19 protein-coding genes and 2 pseudogenes are annotated in these 21643 nt (G+C 52.8%); 13 read left to right on the forward strand and 8 right to left on the reverse strand.

Translation table 11 applies throughout. From position 1 onward, the window contains the following. Positions 1-262: 262 nt before the first annotated feature. Positions 263-304: pseudogene (locus L6R21_10690) on the reverse strand (hypothetical protein). Positions 305-653: 349 nt separating this feature from the next. Between L6R21_10690 and L6R21_10695 the strand changes: the two are divergent. After that, positions 654-1253, forward strand: a complete 600-nt coding sequence (locus L6R21_10695; protein ID MCK6559654.1) for a transposase — start codon at positions 654-656, stop codon at positions 1251-1253. Positions 1254-1421: 168 nt separating this feature from the next. Here L6R21_10695 and L6R21_10700 read toward each other — a convergent pair whose 3' ends face one another. After that, positions 1422-2894, reverse strand: coding sequence for a tetratricopeptide repeat protein (locus L6R21_10700; GenBank protein MCK6559655.1), 1473 nt, complete (start codon positions 2892-2894; stop codon positions 1422-1424). Between the two features lie 341 nt (positions 2895-3235). Then, a complete protein-coding gene (gene dgt, locus L6R21_10705) occupies positions 3236-5140 on the reverse strand; it encodes a dNTP triphosphohydrolase (protein MCK6559656.1) in 1905 nt (634 codons plus the stop codon). Positions 5141-5560: 420 nt separating this feature from the next. On the opposite strand from dgt, the gene L6R21_10710 reads away from it, so the two are divergent. The 7 genes and pseudogenes from L6R21_10710 to L6R21_10740 all read left to right on the forward strand — a co-directional run bounded on the left by L6R21_10710 (position 5561) and on the right by L6R21_10740 (position 15501). Next, on the forward strand, positions 5561-7204 hold the full coding sequence (locus L6R21_10710; protein ID MCK6559657.1) for a SpoIIE family protein phosphatase: 1644 nt from the start codon (positions 5561-5563) through the stop codon (positions 7202-7204). A gap of 67 nt (positions 7205-7271) precedes the next feature. After that, positions 7272-7655: a hypothetical protein gene (locus tag L6R21_10715; GenBank protein ID MCK6559658.1), complete on the forward strand. Its 384-nt coding sequence runs from the start codon at positions 7272-7274 to the stop codon at positions 7653-7655. Beyond that, positions 7622-10363, forward strand: a complete 2742-nt coding sequence (locus L6R21_10720) for a non-lysosomal glucosylceramidase (GenBank protein ID MCK6559659.1) — start codon at positions 7622-7624, stop codon at positions 10361-10363. The genes L6R21_10715 and L6R21_10720 overlap by 34 nt, the downstream gene beginning before the upstream one ends. Positions 10364-10717: 354 nt before the next feature. After that, positions 10718-11662 carry a hypothetical protein gene (locus L6R21_10725; protein MCK6559660.1) on the forward strand — a complete coding sequence of 315 codons (945 nt, stop codon included), beginning with the start codon at positions 10718-10720 and terminating at the stop codon, positions 11660-11662. A 23-nt stretch (positions 11663-11685) separates the two neighbouring features. Further along, entirely contained in the window at positions 11686-12597 is a 912-nt protein-coding gene (locus tag L6R21_10730) for a hypothetical protein (protein ID MCK6559661.1), read from the forward strand. Between the two features lie 224 nt (positions 12598-12821). Further along, positions 12822-15032 carry an SIR2 family protein gene (locus L6R21_10735; protein ID MCK6559662.1) on the forward strand — a complete coding sequence of 737 codons (2211 nt, stop codon included), beginning with the start codon at positions 12822-12824 and terminating at the stop codon, positions 15030-15032. 193 nt (positions 15033-15225) lie between these two features. Then, positions 15226-15501 (forward strand): annotated as a pseudogene (locus tag L6R21_10740) (class I SAM-dependent methyltransferase). Between the two features lie 118 nt (positions 15502-15619). Here L6R21_10740 and L6R21_10745 read toward each other — a convergent pair. Further along, positions 15620-15952 carry a tyrosine-type recombinase/integrase gene (locus L6R21_10745; GenBank protein ID MCK6559663.1) on the reverse strand — a complete coding sequence of 111 codons (333 nt, stop codon included), beginning with the start codon at positions 15950-15952 and terminating at the stop codon, positions 15620-15622. A 529-nt stretch (positions 15953-16481) separates the two neighbouring features. Between L6R21_10745 and L6R21_10750 the strand changes: the two genes are divergently transcribed. Next, a complete protein-coding gene (locus L6R21_10750) occupies positions 16482-16835 on the forward strand; it encodes a hypothetical protein (protein ID MCK6559664.1) in 354 nt (117 codons plus the stop codon). A gap of 5 nt (positions 16836-16840) precedes the next feature. On the opposite strand, the gene L6R21_10755 is transcribed toward L6R21_10750, so the two are convergent. After that, positions 16841-17227, reverse strand: coding sequence for a type II toxin-antitoxin system VapC family toxin (locus L6R21_10755; protein ID MCK6559665.1), 387 nt, complete (start codon positions 17225-17227; stop codon positions 16841-16843). Next, positions 17224-17463 carry a type II toxin-antitoxin system prevent-host-death family antitoxin gene (locus L6R21_10760; GenBank protein ID MCK6559666.1) on the reverse strand — a complete coding sequence of 80 codons (240 nt, stop codon included), beginning with the start codon at positions 17461-17463 and terminating at the stop codon, positions 17224-17226. The genes L6R21_10755 and L6R21_10760 overlap by 4 nt, the downstream gene beginning before the upstream one ends. A gap of 114 nt (positions 17464-17577) precedes the next feature. Here L6R21_10760 and L6R21_10765 point away from each other — a divergent pair, with 114 nt between their 5' ends. Continuing rightward, positions 17578-17979 (forward strand): hypothetical protein, encoded by a 402-nt coding sequence (locus tag L6R21_10765; protein MCK6559667.1) that lies wholly within the window; start codon positions 17578-17580, stop codon positions 17977-17979. A gap of 129 nt (positions 17980-18108) precedes the next feature. Continuing rightward, positions 18109-18969, forward strand: coding sequence for a hypothetical protein (locus tag L6R21_10770; GenBank protein MCK6559668.1), 861 nt, complete (start codon positions 18109-18111; stop codon positions 18967-18969). A 115-nt stretch (positions 18970-19084) separates the two neighbouring features. Here L6R21_10770 and L6R21_10775 read toward each other — a convergent pair whose 3' ends face one another. Further along, positions 19085-19321: a type II toxin-antitoxin system HicA family toxin gene (locus tag L6R21_10775; protein MCK6559669.1), complete on the reverse strand. Its 237-nt coding sequence runs from the start codon at positions 19319-19321 to the stop codon at positions 19085-19087. Continuing rightward, positions 19318-19590 carry a type II toxin-antitoxin system HicB family antitoxin gene (locus L6R21_10780; protein ID MCK6559670.1) on the reverse strand — a complete coding sequence of 91 codons (273 nt, stop codon included), beginning with the start codon at positions 19588-19590 and terminating at the stop codon, positions 19318-19320. Before L6R21_10780 ends, L6R21_10775 begins: the two co-directional genes overlap by 4 nt. 590 nt (positions 19591-20180) lie before the next feature. Here L6R21_10780 and L6R21_10785 point away from each other — a divergent pair. Further along, positions 20181-20588 carry a T9SS type A sorting domain-containing protein gene (locus L6R21_10785; GenBank protein MCK6559671.1) on the forward strand — a complete coding sequence of 136 codons (408 nt, stop codon included), beginning with the start codon at positions 20181-20183 and terminating at the stop codon, positions 20586-20588. A gap of 373 nt (positions 20589-20961) precedes the next feature. Beyond that, positions 20962-21582: a PadR family transcriptional regulator gene (locus L6R21_10790; GenBank protein ID MCK6559672.1), complete on the forward strand. Its 621-nt coding sequence runs from the start codon at positions 20962-20964 to the stop codon at positions 21580-21582. Positions 21583-21643: the final 61 nt, after the last annotated feature.

Raw genomic sequence — 21643 nt, forward strand, 5'->3', positions numbered from 1 at the left:
GCAACTCTTCGTCGCTGTGACTGTGAAAGTCGATGAAGCCCGGCGCAACCGCCAGGCCGGTGACCTCGAGCGAGCGTTTGGCTTTGCGCTCGCGTAAATCGCCGAAAGCGGCGATGCGGCCGTCCTTCACGCCCAGGTCGCTGAGAATGCCGGCTTGGCCGCTGCCGTCATAAAGCAGCCCGCCGATCAGCAGCAGATCGAATTCGTACCAGGAAGCGCAGGCCGCGCCGAGCAGCGGCGCAGTCGCCAGCGCGCCGGCCAGGCCGGTTTTCAAAAAATCCCGCCGGGAATACTGTTTGGCCATCTCTCCTCCGTGATGAAATTGGCGCAATATAGCCGCGCCTCGCTGGAGAAGCAAGGGCATTTCTGGCAGAATCGCGGTTGCCTGTGGCCAAAACTCTGTTATCTTGAGCGTTTGTAGTAATGCCTTCAGGCATTCAGCGTTCATGACGTGAAGGCTTTGTTTGTAGTAATGCCTTCAGGCATTCAGCGCTCATGACGCAAAGGCTTTGTTTGTAGTGATGCCTTCAGGCATTCAGCGCTCATGACGCAAAGACTCTCTGTTTTCCATGAGTCCAACTCGAGACCTCAAGCGCGACGCCTAAAGGCGTTACTACAAGCCATTGCGTTACTACAAACCCGGGAGCACCGCAATGCCTTACGAATACCGCCGTATGACGCCGGAACAGCGTGAAGCAGTTGTACGTTCGCGCGCCGCCAAAGGGTATCCCCTGCACGCCCCGCCGCATCCGCTCAAGGAAAGAGCCTACTATCTGCTCTCGGCTGCCAATTTTGAACACCGGCCCATCATGGCAAGCCTCGCCCGCCGCACGGAATTTCAAAAACGGGTTTTGGATAAACTTCAAGAGAGTGGAATTGAAATCGCGGCGTGGGTCTTTTTGCCGAATCACTATCACCTGCTGGCCTATGTGCCGATGTTCCCGAAGCTGTCTTTTCTATTCAACGGGCTGCACGGCGCCACCTCCCGCAGGTGGAACCAGGAAGACGGCCAAATCGGCCGCACGGTGTGGTACAAGTTCAATGATCGCATGATCCGCGGGGAAGCGCACTTCTTCACGACTCTGAATTACATTCACTACAATCCGGTGCGGCACGGCTACACGAAACGGATGGACGCGTGGGAGTGGTCAAGCTTTGGCTGGTATCTCGAGGAAATGGGGCGTGATCGATTGGTGGAGATTTGGAGGAAATACCCTCTCAGGAACTACGGCAAAAAGTGGGATACTTTTTAGTGCTTGTCAGCGTTCGTAGTAATGCCTTCAGGCATAGTGCCTTGGGCACGAGGAAGTGCTACGCCTTCTGAGAGGCATGCTCCTGGCTCCAAGCCAAACGCCTGAAGGCGCTACTTCAAGCCGCACGCCTGAAGGCATCACTACAAGCGACTACACGCCTTTCCTTCCCTAGTTCACCGCCAGCCGCTGTTTGGCCTGGGTGCGAATGAAGGCGTAGTTCATGTTGTTCAACGCGTTGAAATTGGCGGCCTTCGCATACGCTGCTTTGGCTTTCACCTTGTCGCCCTGCGCGGCGTAAGCCTGCGCCAGCCGGAAATGCGTGTAAGGATTCTGCTGATTGGCGAGCTGGAACTCCGCAATGGCTTTGCCGGGATCGTTCTCCGCAAGTGCAATAGTCCCGGCCAGCTCATGCGCCAGCCAAATCTGAAACGTATTCTTCGCGCCCTCGGCCTGCGTGCGGAACTCCTCTGATTTGGCCCGCGCTGTTTTGAGATCTCCGGTCGCCACCGCCACCCGCGCCACGTTGTAGAGATGTATGCGTCGCGCATTCTCTTTGACCTCGGGCGCAAGGCTGGAGGCCGCCATCACCTGCAGGGACTTGTCGAATGTTGCCAGCGCGTCCTGATATTTCCCGGCCTCGAACAGAATGTTGCCCATCGCACCCAAATCGCCGGCCATGGCCGCCGCGTCGTTGATCTTCTCGCCCATCGCATACTGCTTGTCCATTTCCTTCAGCGCGCTGCTCCAGTCGCCGGCATCCACGTACGAAACCGTCATGGCGAAGAGCGCGGCGCGGCGTTCGCCGTCGTTGCGCGCCATGCCGTGGAGCTTCTGAAGCTGGGCCCGCGCCTCTTGATGCCGGCCGAGCAGGTTGAGATCGGTGGCAATGCCGATGTGCGAGGCAGCAAAATTGGGATTGCGCGCCAGCGCCTCCTGATAATGCTTGATCGACTCTTCGAACCTGCCCATCTTCTGCAGCAATTCCGCATAGGAATCGCGCGGATTCGGGTCATTGGGAATCAGTTCGATATACTTCTTGAAAGCCTTTTCCGCTTCAGCGTAGTTTTCCATGAAGCGGTGGGCATAACCCAGTTGGTTGTATGGCTGAGTGAAGTTCGGCGCCAGCGCCGTGGCCTTTTGATATTCGGCGATGGCTGCGGCCCAATCCTGCTGGCCGAAATAGTAGCCGCCGAGCAGATTGTGGGCACGCTCGTCCTGCGGAAAGGCTTCCACCAGTTTCTGATAGTGTTCCTTCTGTTGCATGGGCGCGCCATTCACCCCCGCCTGAAAACCCAGAATCCACAGCCGTTCTCCCGCTGAGACTTTGTCGGCCAAAGCCACGGCCTTGTTCATTTGCTCAAAGAAGCCTTTGGCCGTCGGCTGGCTGAAGGAGGAGTAGAGATACGCCATGGCGAAGTCCGGATCTTTGGCAATGGCCTGATCGAAGTGTTGCAGCGACTCCTGTCCCTGCAGCCGCTCGAACAGATCGCGGCCTTTGAGAAAGGCTTGCCGCGCCTCCTCGGAGGAAGTGGTGATTGGAATTTTGGTGCCGTTGCCGGAGGCGTAGGCGGTGAGCGCGAGCAGCAGGGCGGAAAGCGCCAGCCTTCGCGCAGTGCGGAGAAAGAAACGCAGCTTCATCATGAACTCCCTGAGCTTGATGAATGAGTGAAGAGAGACGGGAAAATGAGGCATTGTCACGGCCGGCAGCGCGGCAGGTCATGCCGCATCGCGACACGGTGCCAGCCGGGTTACTCTGTGCGCAAGAGTTTCCCAACAACACCATAGACGGTGACCCGGCGGTTCTACAAATCGTTCAAGTTTTGCCGACGAGTGGAGGAACAAGAACGGCAACTCACGCGAGCGCGGCGATTCCGGACTGCACTTGCGGCTTTGGCGAGCGCGCGACAAAGCAATCTCATCAAGCAAGCAATTCGGCGAATCGCGGTTGCGCGAATTGCTTTCGTTGCACTTGCGTCTTGGGCTCAGGCGCGTGAAGACGGACGATCATCATCGACGAGCGAGACTTCATCCATTTCGACATGATGCCCGCCCGGCAGAAACAAATGGCTGTAAACCTGTTCCAGATAGCGGTCGGTCATGCCCTGCAAATGCTCCACGATGCGCAGAATGAACTTGGGATCATTCGCATTCGGGTGTCGCAACCCAAAGCGCCGCAGCGAGTGGCTGTGCATGCTGTGCGGTGACGCCACAAAATGGGCGAAGACCTTCTGCAGGTATTTGCTGCCCTTGTCGTTCATGCGCACCACGGTGGCAGCGTGATGAATGTATTCGGGAATGAATTTCTCGCGCAGGCTGTTGCGCAGCGCCCACACCGCCGGGCTGTAGCCCACCAGCTTGCAGCCGCGGAATCGAAGGCAAATCTGGCCGAGGGGATACGCTTTGAGCGGCCGGCCACCGCGCAACACCAGCACCTGTCGGCGATCTTCCGGCCGGCCGGCATGCGGCAGCCAGAACAACTGCCAGTCTTCGCCGTGCTCCTCTCGCATCAGCGTGTAGCTGTGGTCGGCGTTGCGCTGACAATGCTGCAGCTTCATGGTCACCTGTGGACGCGCCGCCGGATCCCAAGCCTCAGCGCAGTAGCTGGTAGCAGTCGGTGTGGGTGCTTCCGGCGCGCCTAGTTGAATTTCAGCGAGCAGAAACTGCTCGGGGCGTGCCGGCTCGGCGGTGAGTTCCGGCAGCCCGCTGCTGACCAGGGCTTCACTCATCGCCTGGGTCAAACGCAGAGAGGTGGTCTCGATCAAATTGGAAAGCAGGATGGTGCGCAGCAGGGCCAGCAGCGTGCCGACCGTGCGGTCTTTGCGGCTCTCGATCGTGTGCAACATTTCCGTGAGTTTTCCGAGGCGGGAACGGGATTCTTCATCCAGGCTCATGCCGAAACGGGGCGAGAGGCCGAGCAAGTCGGTGAGATTCTTCTCGGTGATGTGAGGCAGCAGCGTCTCCTGTAACTCATCGAGCGTGAACAAGCGATAGCGCAGCCCGTCTTCGAGATCGTGCATGATGGAAGTCAGCTCGTCGGCAAATTCGACCACCTGGCCCTCCAAGGTTGCGGGAGAGAACGGCTCGAGTTCGTCCATGACGTACTGTGAGCCGTACATGCGCAATTGCCCTGCTTTCAATCCGCGCGAGCTGTGCTTGAGAATACCCTCGCGCACCGCCCAGGTCAAATCCATTCCCCACCCGCGGCGGCTGTCGGGCGGATCAAAAGCCGCGGCCTCCGAGACTGGCCGGCGATCCCACTCGTACCCGCTTTCGAGCTTGTCCACCACCCGCACACTCTGCACATTGTGATAGAAGGCCGGGCCAAACTCGCCCCACTTGCTTTGCAGGAAGGGTTCCTGCTTGGGCCAGCATTCCATGAACATTCTCGCGATGGCTTCCTCGCCCACGTGGCCGAAAGGCGTATGCCCGAGATCATGCCCGAGAGCAATGGCCTCGACCAGATCCTCATTCAAGCGCAAAACCTGGCCGATGATGCGGGCGGTTTCACTCACCTCGATGACGTGGGTCAGGCGGGTGCGAAAGTGATCGCCGACGTGGGTAACGAAAACCTGGGTCTTATATTCCAAGCGGCGGAAGGCGTTGGAGCTGGAGATGCGCTCGATGTCGATTTGAAAGGCGGTCTTGAAACGGCTGAGCGTGCCGGCGAGATCGCCGCTGCGTGACACTTTCATGGTGCTTCCCGGAAAGACCAGGGCTGGCCGCGCGGGAAAGACCGTGTCGCCGCGGCGCACGTGCGGATCAGCCTCGGATCGCCGCCAGCTCAGAGAATGATCCGAGCTGTGGCTGGCATAGGGGGCAAGATTCTCCCATTCCCATTGCTCGCGGCCTTCGCGATAGTCCAACAGCAGTTTCTGTGAATTCGGCATGGCCGGCCTCCTTCCTGTGGTGGTGAGAAATGAGGTGTGGCCGCTTCGCGATGTTCGCATGCGGTATCGGGCCCAACCGCCTCGCGGGATTCAGACGAAACGCACAACACCAGCTTTAGTATGGCAAGGCTGACAAAGCTGGCGCGCGAAAACTGGTTGCGGCAAATTCAAAAGAACAGACCAGCGCCGGCCCCCGCTCAGGATTGTGGCAGACGGGCGCACCAGGCCGCCGTCAGAAACACGTGCAATCTGGAGCCGGCGGCCTCGCCCTGAAAATCATCTTGTGGATTTGGAATTCGCGGCTATCTTATATGCCCCAGCCGCTGCCAACGAAATCACCAGGGCCATGCCATGCGCTGCAGTCACTGTCAAACCGAAAACCCAACTCAGTTTCATCATTGCGGCAACTGCGGGGCGCCGTTGTTTCTTGCCGCCCTCAAGGAAGTCGGGGAGCAGGAGGAGGCCGCCACCTACTACATTTTTGCTGAAGGGGCCACGCTCGGCCGCCACTACGAGAATACCATCGTCCTGCTCGATCCCTCGGTTTCGCGCTCCCATGCGCGCCTGGAGTTCAGTGCCGGCCGGTTCTTCATTCAAGACCTGGGCAGCAGCAATGGCGTGCTGGTGAACGACAGCAAAGTCGAGCGCCGTGAGTTGAAGGATTTTGATCTCCTCACCATCGGCCAAATCATGCTGCTGTTCCGCACCACCGAATTGGCGCAAAGCGGGCAGAATCGCGTGCTGCTCACCCAGGACAAGTTTCTCGCCGCGATCAAAGACATCGGCGACAGCGCCAAGTCGGCCGCGCTGTCCAACCGCGTGCTCGAAATCGCCGCGGAATTCGCCGTCACCCTCACCCGCGCCGAGCGCGCCATCATCTTTCTCTATGACCGCTACCTCGATCTCAAGCCGGCGGTGTTCCACAATCTCACCAAGGACGAGCTGCAGCGCGATGAATTCGCGGTGAGCCGTTCGACCATCGAGCAGGCGGTGAGCACCGGCGAGCTGGTGGTGCGTGAACAAGCGCAACACGAGGCCCGGCAGAGTGCCAATCAAAGCATCATCGCGCTCAAGCTCAACACCATCATCTGCCTGCCGCTGAAATCGCCGCACGCGCTCGAGGTTTCCACCGCCCATGACGCCGAGGCCACCGGCCACTTTGCCAAGGGGGTGATCTTCGGCGTGCTTTATCTCGACAGCCGCCGGCCGCTGAAAGGCCTGCCCGAGCACCGCCGCACCATGCTGCAGGTGCTCGCCGATCAAACCTCGCTGGCCATTGAGAACGCGCTGCTGCAAAGGGAAATGGCCGAGAAGCAGCGCCTCAAGAAGCAGATGCGCGCCGCCAAGGCCGTGCAACAGCGCCTCTTTCCAGATGCCGAGTATTCGCATCCTGGCTTCGAGATGGCATTTCACTTCGCGGCCGCGCAGCAAATCGGCGGTGACTATCTCAATTTCATTCCGTTGAGTGAAACGCGTTTTCTCATTGCCATTGGCGACGTGGTGGGCAAGGGCCTGCCCGCGGGCTTGGTGGTGATGACGCTGCACGGCGGCCTGTATTCGGAGATTTCGCATCATCAGCAGGTGCCGGCCATGATCCGCAATCTCGACCGGCTCATCTATGAATATGCCCAGGGCAAAGTCTTTGTCACGTTTTTTCTCGGGATTCTGGATATCGCGGCCAAGCTGCTGGAATTTTCCAGCGCCGGCCACAATCCGCCGCTGCTGCGCCGCCTGCCGGGGGAAGAGTGGGAGGAAGTGCGTGCCGTGGGCATCCCGCTGGGACTCGATCCCGCCACCCCGCGTTTCGTCGAAACGCTGGATTTGCAGTCCGGCGACCTGCTACTGCTCTACACCGACGGCATCACCGAGGCCAAGACCAAAGACCGCAAACAGTTTGGCGTGGCGGGACTCAAGCAGGTGGTCGACGGCTGGCTGGCCGCGCAGAGCCAGGAGCCGCTCACGCTCGCGACGCTGGTGCAGGAAGTGTTCGCAGCCGTGCAACAATTCAGTGGCGCCCGGCAATTCGAAGACGATACGACGCTGATGGCAGTGGCGGTGAAGTGAAAACTTTCTTCTGTTCGTAAAAACGGACTATTGCATTACAACGAACTCTGACCTATTTCGAAAGTTCTTGGCGGTGCCCAATTGGTTGTATTGCCAGATTCTCCTCATAATGTTTCTGTGGCGGCTTAAGATTGAACAACCCAAGATCATCGTGCTCGTCGGTGATTCGGTCGTGCTCGACAATGACGATGCCCACAAGCGCGAAGGCGTGGGGCCGGCCTACAAGAACAAGAAGGGGTATCATCCGCTGCACATCACCTGGGGCCCGCATGTGGTTGATGCCATTTTCTGTAATGGCTCAAGGCATTCGAATCCCGACAATGGTTTTATCAAAGCCATCGGGCGGCAGGTGAACTGGATTCGCCGGTCTTGCGCGAACGACATTCCGATCGTCGTCGTCACCGAAAGCGTCTTTTCATGCCCATCAATACGCCACAAATGCCTTGTCTGAATATTATGGTGAAAACTGAATCTCTTTTGCCCAAGAAAGGGAAAACCATGGCAGGCATAAAACGCAGAGATTTCCTTAAAAAGGGGGCGATTGCAGCGGTCACCGGTAGTGCCGGGTTCGTACGGGCTGGAACTCAGGGGCCGTTCGCGACCGTAGCTTCGAACTCTCGCGCCCAAAAGCTCGAAGAGACAACTCCGGCCGCCAGGAAATTCAACGGCCCTTATCGTGGCGAGCACTTGAATAGACTGGCGTTCCCCCTGGGTGGCATAGGTGCTGGTATGGTTTGCCTGGAAGGGAATGGTTGCATCTCGCATGTATCAGTGCGGAATACGCCAGATGTCTTTAATACACCATTCATGTTTGCGGCCATCTCAGTGAAGGATAATCCCAAAAGCGCGAAAGTGGTCGAAGGACCGCTACCAGCGTGGAAGATATTCGGCGGTCCCGGCGCAGGCAATGGAGCTGGAGAGACCTCGTATGGATTTCCGCGCTTCGAGAAGGCCTTTTTCGTTTCCCGTTTTCCTTTCGGGACTGTCCACTTGGAAGATGAGGATATGCCACTGTCCGTGCAGATCGCCGGTTGGAGCCCCTTCATTCCAGGCGACGCCGACAATTCCAGCCTGCCGATGGCTGCCCTGGAATATCATTTTGAAAACCGATCAGCACAAGCCCTCCAAGCAGTTTTCTCGTATCATTCATACAACTTCATGAAAATCGAAACCCCAAGTGAATGGGGCGGCGTTTTCGAACCCGGCGACTCGATTCGGCCACTAAAAAACGGGTTTGTGCTCGCGCAAGGCAGTTTGCCCGGAAAACCTCATTATCAAGGAGATTTTGCCATATTCACCATGGACGATCACGTTGTGGTGGATCATCGGTTGTTCCGCGGTGGATGGTGGGACGCCCGCACGATCCTTTGGAAGGATATTGAGGAAGGTCATCTGCCCAACGACGCTCCTGCTGAAAATTCGCTTGGGGCCTCGCTCTATGTGCCGTTCCAGTTGAGGCCCGGCGAGCAGAAGGTCATTCCGTTGATGTTGGCGTGGTACGTGCCGCATTCCAAAATTCGCGTGGGGAAGGGTCCGGGAGAAGAAAAGGCAGAGGCCATTATAAAAGCTTGCGATGGCGGCGAGAATTGCTTTTCTACGGAATATACCTCGCTGTTTTATGAGCCCTGGTATGCGGGTAAGTTCGAGAACGTAGAGAAAGTCGCAGCGTATTGGACGAATCACTATGCCGAGCTGAAGTCCAAATCAGAGTTATTCTCGGATACCTTCTACGCCCAGACGTTGCCGCCGGAAGTTATCGAGGCCGTGGCTGCAAATCTGACCATTCTGAAGTCGCCGACGGTATTGCGGCAAAAGGATGGAAAGCTTTGGGCGTGGGAGGGCTGTCACGATCGCGGCGGCTGCTGTCACGGCTCATGCACTCATGTCTGGAATTATGCCCAAGCCATTTGCCATTTATTTCCGGACTTGGAGCGCACGCTGCGGGAAACAGAATTCACCGTGGACCAAAGCGACGCAGGGCATCAGACCTTCCGTGCGGCTTTGCCCATTCGCGAAATTGAGCATAGCTTCCACGCCGCCGCGGATGGCCAGCTCGGTGGCATTATGAAGGTGTATCGGGAATGGCGCATTTCAGGAGACACCGCCTGGTTAGCACGTCTTTGGCCCAAGGTCAAACAGAGCATGGATTACTGTATCACGCAGTGGGACCCGAAAGCGAAAGGTGTCGTGGAAGAGCCGCATCACAATACCTACGATATTGAATTCTGGGGCCCGGACGGCATGTGCACAAGTTTTTATCTCGGCGCCCTTTTCGCCATGACCAGAATGGGAGCCGCATTGGGAAAAGAGGTCGCAAAATATAAGGAGTTGCTTCAGCGCGGCAAGAAGTACATGGAGACCAAGCTGTTTGACGGCGAGTACTTTAACCAACAAATTGTCTGGGAAGGATTGCGGACGCCCAGCCCGCTCGCGCAAAAAGAGGAGACGTGGAACGTCAATTATTCCGCCGAGGCCTTGGAGTTGCTAAAAAAGGAAGGGCCAAAATATCAGTACGGGAGTGGTTGCCTTTCGGATGGCGTGCTCGGTTGTTGGATTGCAAAAGTATGCGGCTTGGACGATTTCATCGATCCCGCGAAAGTCAGGAGTCATTTACGAGCCGTCCACCAATACAATCTCAAGACCGACTTATCCGATCATGTGAACCCACAGCGGCCGGCGTATGCTTGTGGGAAAGAAGGTGGGCTCCTGCTTTGCACCTGGCCGAAAGGAGGAAAACTCACACTCCCCTTTGTTTACAGCAACGAGGTCTGGACCGGCATCGAGTATCAGGTGGCTTCGCACCTGATGCTCATGGGCGAGGTGGAAAAGGGCCTCGAGATCGTTCGTGAGGCACGCAAACGCTATGACGGCAGAGTAAGGAATCCGTTCAACGAGTACGAATGTGGCCATTGGTACGCGCGGGCGATGTCGAGTTATGGCCTTTTGCAGGGGCTCACTGGCATCAGGTATGATGCGGTGGAGCAGACCCTTTACATTGATTCCAAGATCGGGAGTGATTTTGAGTCTTTTCTATCGACAGCGACCGGGTTTGCGACAGTTGGTCTCAAACAGGGAACGCCCTTTATTGAGGTGAAGCACGGAGACATTCATATTGTGGCATGCCTCGTTTCGGGTAGAAAGATGAAGCTGGAGAGGTAGGCTTATCTCCTCAATCAGATAGCTCAAGTATGCTTTAAGAAAGAATGTTTGTTTTTAAAAAGTTGTTTTTATCTATTGGGCAAGGGTAATTTATGAGAAAGTTTGATCAAAAAAGTTTCTGCTATCAGAAACAAATGTCTACAGGTAGAAACATCACGCCCAGCGGGTGCTGTTCGCTGAATAACAGTTAGCGTAGGAGGTCGAAAAAAGTTCGTTGCAAAAAAGAAAGTTTGGATTTAAATTTGGAAAGGGTTCTCAACAGAGACTACACTATCTTGGTGAATTTGAAAAAAGTATCGTGCTGGCTGCGCATAAGCATCGTGCCAGTCCGAACGTTTATCACCTCCATTATCTATGGATCAATCAAAGAAATACGATGTTGCTATCTCTCTGCGCTGGACGGACGTAGAGCATGCACGCGCGTTGTATGAGATTCTACGCGACCGCCTCGACGTATTTTTTGCCGATGAGAAACAATATGACTTAGTTGGGACGGATGGTGAAAAATCATTTGGCCACATTTTTCGTGATCAATCACGGGTTGTTGTCATTTTTTACCGTCATGACTGGGGTACCACTCCGTTTACTAGAGCAGAAGAGGCTGCTATAAAACAAAGGGCATGGAATGAAGGTTATAATTTCTCCATCTGGATTCCGATGGACGAATTCAAAGCTGTCCCACCCTATGTTCCACCGCAGCACGTATGGTTCGACTTCGAGCGTTATGGTGTCAATGGTCTCGCATCTGTTGTTGAGGAGCGCGTGCGCGAGAGTGGTCGGGAGGTGCGGCCCGAAACGGCTGTAGATCGGCTTCGCAAGGTTAAGCGCCGGATTGATCTTGAGAAGGAACGCGAATCCTTCGAGCGTTCTCAAGATGGCGTGGCCTTCGTGGCCGACTCGTTCCGGCGATTGGAAGAGGCAATAAATTTACAGCTTGGGAAGTATAGAGAGGTTAGCGCTGACATCCCGTTTTTGCTTGAGCGGGAAGGCGATAGGTTGAGAGTTACGTCGTGGCCGTATAGATGTTCTTTTCATATCGACCGTTATGCTAGCAATGTAATTACTGGCGCGTCACTAACAGCATACGTTAACGAGCATGTTAACAGCTCTGACAGGCGTGACAATTGGAGTAAAGTCAAACAAATCGAGTTTAAGCCAACGCTCGATGACAATGGCAATCCGACGTGGCGCCTTAGGAGTGGCGAATGTCATTCGTTAGAAACGGCAATAGCGCACGTTTTGGATGATTTTGCTGAACGGGTCTATCTCGCAGTCGAAAAGCGTGTAGCTAACCGGTAGCCTATGTAAATAGGAAAAGTCAGATGAAAAAATTTTCTCCAAACGCAATTCTCGCATTGAAGGAAGCTCTTACACATATATACTGGAAGAAGCAGGATCTCAGAAGTTTTGTTTATCACACGGTTGAAAACAAACTTTTCATTTCAACAATTGATTGGGACAACAACAAGAAAGCAGAAAGTGCCGGTATACTTGTTGATCGCATGGTTAATAGACTTGATTTGTACGAAAATGATCTTATGAGGCTCTTTGATGTTACAATGCATTTTGACGATTTTAGCCACTTGAAACAGTGGGACGATCCTGAAACAAAGATTAGAAAAGCAAAAGATGCCGTTGAGGCTTTGCGAAGACATGCAAGTGGCTATTTTCAGTTGAAGGAAGAAAAAGAAAAGGCTGAAGAGAGAAAGGGTGTATTTGATAGTATGCAGAAGGAAAAAGAGAGTTTTTCCAATATGCTCAGCGTTCTAAAAGATGATTTCATGAGATTAGTAGTTGAAACAAATGCTCAGAAAAGAGGGTTTTCGCTTGAAAAATTCCTAAATAGTCTATTCGGCCTGTTTGATTTAGAACCAAAAGAGTCATTTCGAATTGTTGGCGAACAGATAGATGGAGCGTTTACATTCGATGGAAATGATTTCTTACTTGAGGCCAAGTGGCAAGAAAAACCTGTTGACCTTGGTGATCTCTATAAGTTTGGCGGAAAAATAGAAGGACGATTGAAATTAACCTTGGGACTTGCATTTTCCATAAATGGTTTCACAGCCGATTATAAGGAAAGCAAGTCGCCATTACTAAAGACGATGTTATTAATGGATGGTGCAGATTTAGTTGCCGTTTTGGAAAACCGCATTGATCTAAAAGATCTACTATTTCGAAAGCGAAGACACGCATCTGACACGGGAGATATCTATTTTAAGCATCAAAATATGTAGGAAGATGTGGCTAACAGCGCTTCCACCGGCCTGCGGGGCAGAGCATGATTTCCATGAAATGGTAGCTCCGACGTCTGTCCTTCGATCAAGCTTTCTCTATGCCCCGCAGCCGGTGAAGCTCGCGTTGGGCATAGTAATTTCTCCCTGACTCTTTAGTAGGAAGTGATAACATGTAGCTATTGCAAGAAGCTACTTCATTAGTATTAGAACAGGAGTTAAAGAATATGCCCGGATATTACCGTATCATTTCTAATCTTGATGATTTCTTGCGTAAACTGCAAAAAAGTAGTATCGCAATATTGTGTGGTTCTGGTATTTCTTCCGGCTCTGGATTGCCCATCGCGAAAGATTTCATCACTTATCTCTTAGCACAATGCAATGCCAAAAGCCTTTTCGGGCATCTTCAAATTCAACTTCCTGAAGGCGTGCCTCTTAGATTTGAGGGCTTACTGGAAGTGCTCCAAAGAACTGTTGATCCGAATCTAGAAATTCTGGATATGTGTTACTTCCCTACTCAAGAATATCAACGTGTTCCCAATAAGTTGCACTATCATCTAGCTACAATCGCCCAAAATAGACCAGTTGTCACCACAAATTTTGATACACTCATCGAAGAGGCATTGCACCGTATGTCCTCAAGTTCCAATTGTTTTAATGCTGTTTATTTTCGGCAGAAAGATTGGAACGTTGGCAACTCAGTTACAAACGGACTCTGGAAAATACACGGGACAATTAGAGAGTGGGACAATATAAGAAGTTGGATACCTTCACGTGAGTCAGGTCCTGTGGCAACACTGCGATCAATCTCACGTACGCGGCGTGATGCGGACCGCCACGCCGTTTTGAAAGCCATTCTCCAAAAGTTTAACCTTGTAGTTGTAGGTTATTCAGGCACAGACGACTTCGATATTAGTCAATGGCTAACTGAGTTGCCTTCGGAACATGATTTATATTGGGTGGCTTTTTCAAGTGTTACCAAACAACTTGATGCACTTTTTACAAAACGGAAAGAGAACGGCATCCGTTCGAACGTCTACGTGTATGAGGCGCATAATGATTTGAAAAATGTCGAGATCATACTTCGATGCGCCTCCAATGCTAACTTTACAGAACCAAAAGTATCAAACTGGAATTGGAAGGCCGCTATAGACAAATGGACCGTTGATCATTTGTCATCTAGTTGGGAGAAACAGATTGTCACAGGAGAATTACTGAAACATTGCTCGAAATTCAAAGATGCTATCACTGTATTCCAAAATGCTCGAGAAACCGTACGTGATGATCCACGTAAGAAAGCGATCACGCTGGTGCTATTGTCTGAAGCACAGTTGGAGATCTCTGATTCACAAGCTCGCAAGCTAGCTCTAAATAATGCAGAAGAAGCGAAAAGCCTTTTTCTTTCGATGCCAAATACAGAAAGGTATCTTCAAGCAGCTAAGATTGCCTGTGCAGCAGCGCTTCGATTGGCTCCTGTGCCCAATAAAGAAATGGCAGCAGTGCTCCTTCGCGAGGTTATTGATAATAGTACCGCCGATCTTCTTGAGAAAGCACGCGCTTTAGCGGAATTAGCCCGTCTAAGGCGTCATACAGGCAAAGATGCGCTGTATACACAAGAGGAGTTTGAAAAGCTTAGCGAGGGAGACCTATATGTTGAGGCATTGATAAAACATGAAATTGCAAGAAATGAAAGATGGAAGCCTGCGAAAAATCGCCGAGAAGTTGAAGATGCCATAAAAGAAATGGAGAGCGCCCGCTTACTGAGGGAACAATTAGGAGATGTACGTGGCTTATGGGCTAGTACCATCGTTTTAGGAAACATGTATCTGAGATTAGCAGAATGGCTTGAATGGGATTCCGTCCCCGAGTTCCGCGCAATAAACGCCATTTTATCCGCGGCGGAAGAGCTGGATATCTATTCTATACAGTTAGCTAAGAATCATGAACTTGATTGGGAAATGGCGACGGCTCAGCGTGAGTTAAGCGTTTACTATCTTCGCGCCATGAATATTTTTGATCATCTCCACAAGGCCGAAGTATTGTTTAAAGAAGCGGAGCAGGCTAGGCCTATCAACCAACCAGCAGAAAACGTTAAGCTTGACTTCCTCAAAATATTGCTCGAGATTGCACTCATCGTAGATGCCGATGCTGCGCTGGAAGTAGGGTATAAACAGTTCAAGAAACTTTACGAAAAAAGCAACATCTCGCAAGGCATTATTGAAGATCGACTGCGAGGCGCAATATACTTTAACTGGAAATTGTGTCAGATGAATGTCGGCAAGGTTGATCCTACTTCTCTTTTACGAAATAAGAAGACAAAGGGCATCCGAAATGTTCAATACTGGCAAGAAAGAATCAAGCATATAAGACAATCCTTTAGACAAAATAGTAGTGGTCTAGAAGTAATGAGGATGCTACTAGATCCACTTGCACCATAGATCTATTTCGCATTAATGCTACAAGGTGAAGTTTCTTGAGTTGGCGCAACGAACTTTTCTCGGAGCTTAACGAAAATTCCTAACTGTGCATCAACCGGACGCAGGCGCGCGAGACATGATTTTTAATTCTAATGATCGTGGCGCGCGCCCGCGCCGGTTAAACTTGCCGTTAGGTCTTCAAAGGATATTTCGAATGGAGTGGAATCAACGTTACGCCGTGGATGAATATATATACGGAACCGAGCCGAATGCATTTCTTGCCGAACATGCAGAGAAGCTAAGTGGTCCCGTTCTATCACTGGCGGAAGGCGAGGGCCGCAACGCGGTTTTCCTTGCTGCGCTCGGGCTGCATGTGCACGGCGTTGATGGATCAGAAGTTGGTCTTGCCAAAGCGCAAGCACTGGCTCGTTCACGGGGCTTAAAAATTCAAACCGAGGTTGCCGACCTTGCCGTGTTTGAACCGGAAGCAAATTTTTCAGGAGGAGCATTATGTTGAAAAACAAACTCACGGTCCTGGCTTTTTTATCCCTAACCCCGCGTTGCAGACGACACGTTTCGCTACGTTCGCGTGCGGCTGACCGCGAGCGTTAAAACTTCAATCTCTCCGACCACTCCGATTTGAATTCCTTCCTTTTGCGCACATAGCCACTCATCGTGCCGTAATCGCGCCAGCGGCCGCCTTTCTGAATTTCGAGGCCATTGACACCGTTGGAGAAGATGAGGGTGGCAAACGTCGCCCGAAAAAAATGCGGGGTCAATTCATTGCCCGTGAATTCGGTGTGCTCAACATAGCGCTTCAAAATATAAAACAACACGAGATCATTCAACTCCTCACGCACGTGCTCGAGACGGCCGCCTTTTTCAATGTGACGAAACAGCCGGCCGCTGCTGATCTGCGCCGCCTCGATCCAATTTCGCAACGCGCGCACCGGACAGGTGAACTCGTGACGGCCGTAATCGATGTCCAGAATCCGCGAAGAACGGGCTCTTTTCGACCGCGTTGGGCGACCAAAATGCCTTTGGCACAACGACCAAAGTTGACCAGCATTATTGGCTGGGCATTCAAGTTCAGGGCGAGTCGAACGAACTTTCTCCACCCATTGCGCTGACGAGTGTGGAATACAGCTTCAGCTCGTTACGTGCGGATAGGGCGAATGATTCTGTGGCTTCACTGGCGGATACGACATGGAGGCATAGCGGGGCAAGTATTTAGAAGATGATCATAGCGGCAATTCCGCTCTAGCTTTCAAAACCACAACCGGCAATGCGTACACTGAAAAAGTGCGAATTACTCATGATGGCAATATTGGCATTGGCACATCGTCTCCAACAGGCAAGCTCGAAGTTGTCGGCACTACTACTACCAAAGTTCTTGCCATCACCGGCGGCGGCAACCTCACCGAGCCGTTTGAGAGTTCCGAGAGCTAGCTCATTCCCAAAGGCGCGTTGGTGATTATTGATGAAGAAAATCCTGGCCAATTGAAATTGAGCCAGCAAGCCTACGACAAGCGCGTGGCGGGCGTGGTGAGCGGCGCGGGCGGCATCAATCCAGGCTTAACGCTCACGCAAGAAGGCGTGCTGGAAGGCGGGCAGAACGTTGCGCTCAGCGGCCGCGTGTATGCTTTGGCCACCGCCGCCAACGGCCCCATCAAGCCGGAGGATTTGTTGACAACGTCGGAAATTGCGGGACATGCGATGAAGGCTACGGATGTTTCTCGTTCGCACGGAACGGTAATCGGGAAGGCGATGTCGAAGCTGGAAAGCGGGGAAGGATTGGTGCTGGTGTTGGTGAATTTGCAGTGATACAGTCACCACAGCAGTTTGACGGGATAAGCTTTGAAAATCTCGTCTTTGCTCAGCAGAAAAAGCTCTTCGGTGTTGGCTTGGGCGATCAACATTCTATCAAACGGATCTTTGTGATGAAGAGGCAATGCCTCCAGTGCAAACGCATGCTCGATATCAATCCGCAGAATCTGCAGGGCGTTATTGCGCTGTTGATTTTCAATCAATGTGCGCAATGGAGCAAACAGCTTCAATTTTCCAAGCTGGAGCTTGATCTGCATCTCCCATACGCTGGCGACGCTGAGGAGCAACATGTTATTGCCGTCTTCACAATAGGCGCGGGCACTCGGCGAGAGTTTCTCCGGCTCACTGCTCCACCAGATAAAGGCATGCGAATCCAAGAGCAGGTTCATTTTTCGCCTGTCCAAAACTCATCCGGCAGTGGCGCATCGAAATCATCACTCATCCAAATTTTGCCGCGATCCAATCCGGCGATACGGCGAAGTGGTTTTGATCCGGCAATTGGCACCAAACGCGCCAAAGGTTTGTTGCCTTCGGTGATGATGATTTCGTTGCCCGTCTGTGCCAGGGTTAACAATTCCGCCAGGCGAGTTTGAGCCTCCTGAAGAGTCACAGTTTGAGTTGTCATGGCAATTTCTCTTTCATGGTCGCATAAAAATTAACATTTCAAATTAAGCAGAAAAAGCGAAGAAGGCAAGCAAAAATCCTTGCAGAACCATCAACTTTCAACGCGGAGACGTTTATGAAAAACTTCATCACTATTTTCGCAACGCTTTTTATTTGTATCGTGGCGGGCGACACACTCCACGCCCAAATTCCCCATACGCTTTCCTACCAGGGCGTGCTCACCGACAACGCCGGCAAGCCCAGACCGGATGGCAGTTACTCCTTCACGTTTCGATTTTACACCTCACCCACCGGCGGCACGGCGATTTGGTCGGAAACAAAAGATTTGCTGGTGAAGAGCGGACTCTTTTCAACTGCGCTGGGCGACAAAACGCTATTTGGCGCTTCGGTCAAATTTGACACTCAATATTGGCTGGGCATTCAAGTTGGCAGCGACGCGGAGCTTGCCCCGCTCATTGCGCTGACAAGTGTGGGCTACAGCTTCAGCTCGCTGCGCGCGGATACGGCGAGCGTTTAAGTGGCGTCGCTGGCGGATACGACGTGGCGGCATAGCGGGGCGAATATTTATCGCCTTGACGGCAATGTTGGAATTGGGACGTCGAATCCTCAAGGGCAACTACATCTAAGAGGAGGTTCGGGTAGCCAAATGCACGCTATTATGACATCCAATAATGATCTACCTGAACTCAGACTAAGTCGGTGGCATGGCGCGAATAATGTTTTTTCCAACGCGCGAATTGGTTTTGGAGAGCATCCAGGCGGTGGCGGTTATGACTTAACGCTGTCCACAGCAAACGGTGAACTTGGAGTAGTAAATGAGCAGATGCGTATTACATATTCTGGTAATATTGGAATTGGAACGCCGAGTCCTTTGGGGCAATTACACCTGAGAGGCGGTTCGGGTAGTCAAATGAACGCCATCATAACCACGAACAATGATCTACCTGAACTTATGCTAAGTCGGTGGCATGGCGCGAATAATGCTTTTTCCAACGCGCGAATTGGTTTTGGAGAGCATCCAGGCGGTGGCGGTTATGACTTAATGCTGTCTACAGCAAACGGTGAACTTGGAGCAGTTAATGAGCAAATGCGTATTACTTATTCCGGCAATGTCGGTATCGGAACAACATCTCCAACAAGCAAGCTTGAAGTTGTCGGCACCACTACAACCAAAGTTCTGAAAATCACCGGCGGCATGGACCTCGCCGAGCCATTTGAAATTTCCGAGAACCAGCCCATTCCCAAAGGCGCGTTGGTGATTATTGATGAAGAAAATCCTGGCCAACTGAAATCGAGCCATCAAGCCTACGACAAGCGCGTGGCGGACGCGATCAGTGGCGCGGGCGGCATCAATCCGGGCATAACGCTCACACAGGAAGGCGTGTTGTTGGATGGCGGGCAGAACGTTGCCTCAGCGGTAGAGTCTATGCTCTCGCCACAGCAGCCAATGGCACCATTGCGGCGGCTGATTTACTCACGACTTCGAGCGTTGCGGGGCATTCGGTGAAGGCGACAGATGCTGCTCGCTCGCACGGAATGGTGATTAGCAAGGCGATGTCAAAGCTGGAAAGCGGGGAAGAGCTGGTGCGGTGTTGGTGAATCTGCAGTAATGGCTTCGTTTATTAATTGCGCTGTTTAAGTCCCAAGAACTCATCCATGGTCAATCCGGCTTCGCGGATGATGGCGCGGAGTGTACCGGTCGGCAAGTTGCCGGGATGATGAGGCACGGTGGTGCGACGCTTGTTTTTTGGGTTATACCAGATTTCGTGGCTGCCTTTCGCCTGCCGGTCAAACACGAATCCGGCGGCGCGCAAGCGTTGCACGACCTCGCGGTAGGTCATGGCAGGCAGGCGGCTCATGCTGCCGTCGCCTCCAGCTCGATGCCAACGGGAATTTTGAGCGTGGTTTTTTGTCCGCGCCTTTTGAAAGCGGCGCGAATTTTTGGCGGTAACGGATCGCGATGCTCCAAGCAGGACTCGATCAATTTGCGGGCAACGTCTTGCGCAATTTCGATGGTCTCGGCTACCGTGCGGCCTTGTGCAATCAAACCTTGCAACTCGTCGCTGGTTGCCAGATAACCGCCTCCAGGAAGCGGCTCGATTTTGATGTCGATCAGTACTTCTGCCATGATCACGATCTCCGGAAAAGTAGTTGCAACTATTCCAATCTGGCCCGCGTGCTTGATAGTAATATCAAAATACGTACAGCGGGTGAGGAAGGCAAGTGACAATTTTATGAAATTCAGCCCTCAAGTCCACGATAAACGCGTGGCCGGCGTGGTTAGCTGCGCGGGCGGCGTTGATCCCAGACTCACTCTCCAACAAGAAGGCTCGCTGGCGGGGGGGACAGCACCTCGCGCTCACGGGCAAAGTCTATGCGCTCGCCTTGGCAGCCAATGGCGCTATTGCGGCGGGGGATTTCCTCACGACTTCGAGCGTTGCGGGGCATGCGGTGAAGGCGACGAACTTTGTTCGTTGGCAAGGTGCGGTTATTGGCAAAGCGATGTCGAGCTCGGAAAAAAGCAAGGGTCGGTACTGGTGTTGGTGAATTTGCAATAAGAAAGGGCTTTTGACCATGAAGACAAAAAAGATATTCTTTAGCATGCTCGTTTTACCATGCCTGTTTTTTCAAAACGATGCAAACGCGCAAACCCCGGCCAGCAAAATCGACTGGTTTTCGCATAATATGGGCTTTGCCATTCCGGCTGCGGCGAACACCATGGCAAAATCTGTCGCCGGACAGGCTTTTGTCGGTACAATGCAGCAAGGCAACACGCGCATCGAAAGCGGCTTCTTGGCATATCTTCTGTTCCGGGGCCCGACTGTCGGGGTGAGCGAAAGGGAAGATGATCTGGCCATCCCCGCGACTTACGAACTGCAGCAAAATTATCCCAACCCCTTCAATCCCGGCACAACGATCACGTTTGCGCTGCCCAAGCCCGCGCAGGTCACGCTCAAAATTTTCGATGTGTTTGGCAGGGAAGTCACCACCTTGGCCCAAGGAAGGTTTCCTGCCGGCTGGCACCAAGTGACCATGGCGCTGGGCCAGTTCTCCAGCGGTGTGTACTTCTACCGTTTGCAGGCAGACGGTTTTTCCCAAACCCGGCGGCTCATGTTGGTCAAGTGATTCGCCTCAGACACAGCTTTCTTCCGCTCCGCATTGCCTGAGGGCGAAAGGGAGTCTGTGGTTTTTTCACCCTCCTAAACTTGGCGGAAAAGCCATCGCCCGGGCGTTCATGTTTCTGTGGTGGAACATCGCGCCCGGGCGGTTTGACTTTAGGCTCCCGCCCGCGCTCCCACCTAATTGCAGAATACTCCTGGCGAAAAGCACCCATCTCAACAACTGAGGAATCGTTTGCATTAGCCTGATTATAAAGCATTAAAATATGCGCTTCAGATGCAAAAGTGAACAAAAAGGCTCTCAAAATTTAACTTACTCATAACGCAACTATTCTAACTTTGAGTAGTAAAACTCCCCGAATTTTTTTTTGGAGAGCAGAATGTCGAAGAATGAGATTGCCATTTTGGGGTTGCTGGCGGAGTCGCCGATGCACGGGTATCAAATCCATCAGGAGATCACCCGGCGCGAAATGGAGTATTGGGCCAAGATCAAGCTCGCGTCGATTTATACCACGCTGACCCGGCTGGAAGAGGGCGGTTTGATTAAATCCGAAAAAGAAAAAGTCGGCAACACGCCGGAGCGCACCGTTTATTCGATTACCGCGATGGGCCGCAGCCAGTTGAGTGAGATGGTGGAGCATTTCCTGCGCGAAGAGGACCGGCCGGAGTGGCCGTTCGGTCTGGGCGTGGCCTTCATTCAAGGCGCGCCGCGCGAACGGGTGTTGGCCGCGCTACAGCATCGCCGCGAAAAGCTGATGCAATGTGATCGCGATCTGCACGATCATTTGATCAAACTGAAAGAGCAGATTCCCTTCAATTGGTTTTTGCTGATCGAAAACGCGCACAAACACATGAAGCTGGAATTGGAATGGCTCGATCAGCTCACCGCGCAAGTGCAGGCCGAGGAACACTGGGCGCTGGACTGGCCGGCCGGACTGAAGTTGAAACACCAGAAGCTGCACGAAGGTCCGGGCCGCAACGTCGCGAGCAAGGCGGCCTAGCACCGCGCGTGGCCACGCAAGATGAGAATGCGTTTGACCATTGACCGGCAGCTTGGAAGAA

It is taken from the genome of bacterium (assembly GCA_023150945.1).
GTDB lineage: Bacteria > Zhuqueibacterota > Zhuqueibacteria > Zhuqueibacterales > Zhuqueibacteraceae > Coneutiohabitans.

Excerpts from the sequence above, each read along its gene's own strand:
- L6R21_10695 (MCK6559654.1), top strand. The coding sequence starts at position 654 with ATGCCTTACGAATACCGCCGTATGACGCCGGAACAGCGTGAAGCAGTT.
- L6R21_10700 (MCK6559655.1), bottom strand. The coding sequence starts at position 2,894 with ATGATGAAGCTGCGTTTCTTTCTCCGCACTGCGCGAAGGCTGGCGCTT.
- dgt (MCK6559656.1), bottom strand. The coding sequence starts at position 5,140 with ATGCCGAATTCACAGAAACTGCTGTTGGACTATCGCGAAGGCCGCGAG.
- L6R21_10720 (MCK6559659.1), top strand. The coding sequence starts at position 7,622 with ATGCCCATCAATACGCCACAAATGCCTTGTCTGAATATTATGGTGAAA.
- L6R21_10725 (MCK6559660.1), top strand. The coding sequence starts at position 10,718 with ATGGATCAATCAAAGAAATACGATGTTGCTATCTCTCTGCGCTGGACG.
- L6R21_10730 (MCK6559661.1), top strand. The coding sequence starts at position 11,686 with ATGAAAAAATTTTCTCCAAACGCAATTCTCGCATTGAAGGAAGCTCTT.
- L6R21_10735 (MCK6559662.1), top strand. The coding sequence starts at position 12,822 with ATGCCCGGATATTACCGTATCATTTCTAATCTTGATGATTTCTTGCGT.
- L6R21_10755 (MCK6559665.1), bottom strand. The coding sequence starts at position 17,227 with ATGAACCTGCTCTTGGATTCGCATGCCTTTATCTGGTGGAGCAGTGAG.
- L6R21_10760 (MCK6559666.1), bottom strand. The coding sequence starts at position 17,463 with ATGACAACTCAAACTGTGACTCTTCAGGAGGCTCAAACTCGCCTGGCG.
- L6R21_10765 (MCK6559667.1), top strand. The coding sequence starts at position 17,578 with ATGAAAAACTTCATCACTATTTTCGCAACGCTTTTTATTTGTATCGTG.
- L6R21_10770 (MCK6559668.1), top strand. The coding sequence starts at position 18,109 with ATGCACGCTATTATGACATCCAATAATGATCTACCTGAACTCAGACTA.
- L6R21_10775 (MCK6559669.1), bottom strand. The coding sequence starts at position 19,321 with ATGAGCCGCCTGCCTGCCATGACCTACCGCGAGGTCGTGCAACGCTTG.
- L6R21_10780 (MCK6559670.1), bottom strand. The coding sequence starts at position 19,590 with ATGGCAGAAGTACTGATCGACATCAAAATCGAGCCGCTTCCTGGAGGC.
- L6R21_10785 (MCK6559671.1), top strand. The coding sequence starts at position 20,181 with ATGGCAAAATCTGTCGCCGGACAGGCTTTTGTCGGTACAATGCAGCAA.
- L6R21_10790 (MCK6559672.1), top strand. The coding sequence starts at position 20,962 with ATGTCGAAGAATGAGATTGCCATTTTGGGGTTGCTGGCGGAGTCGCCG.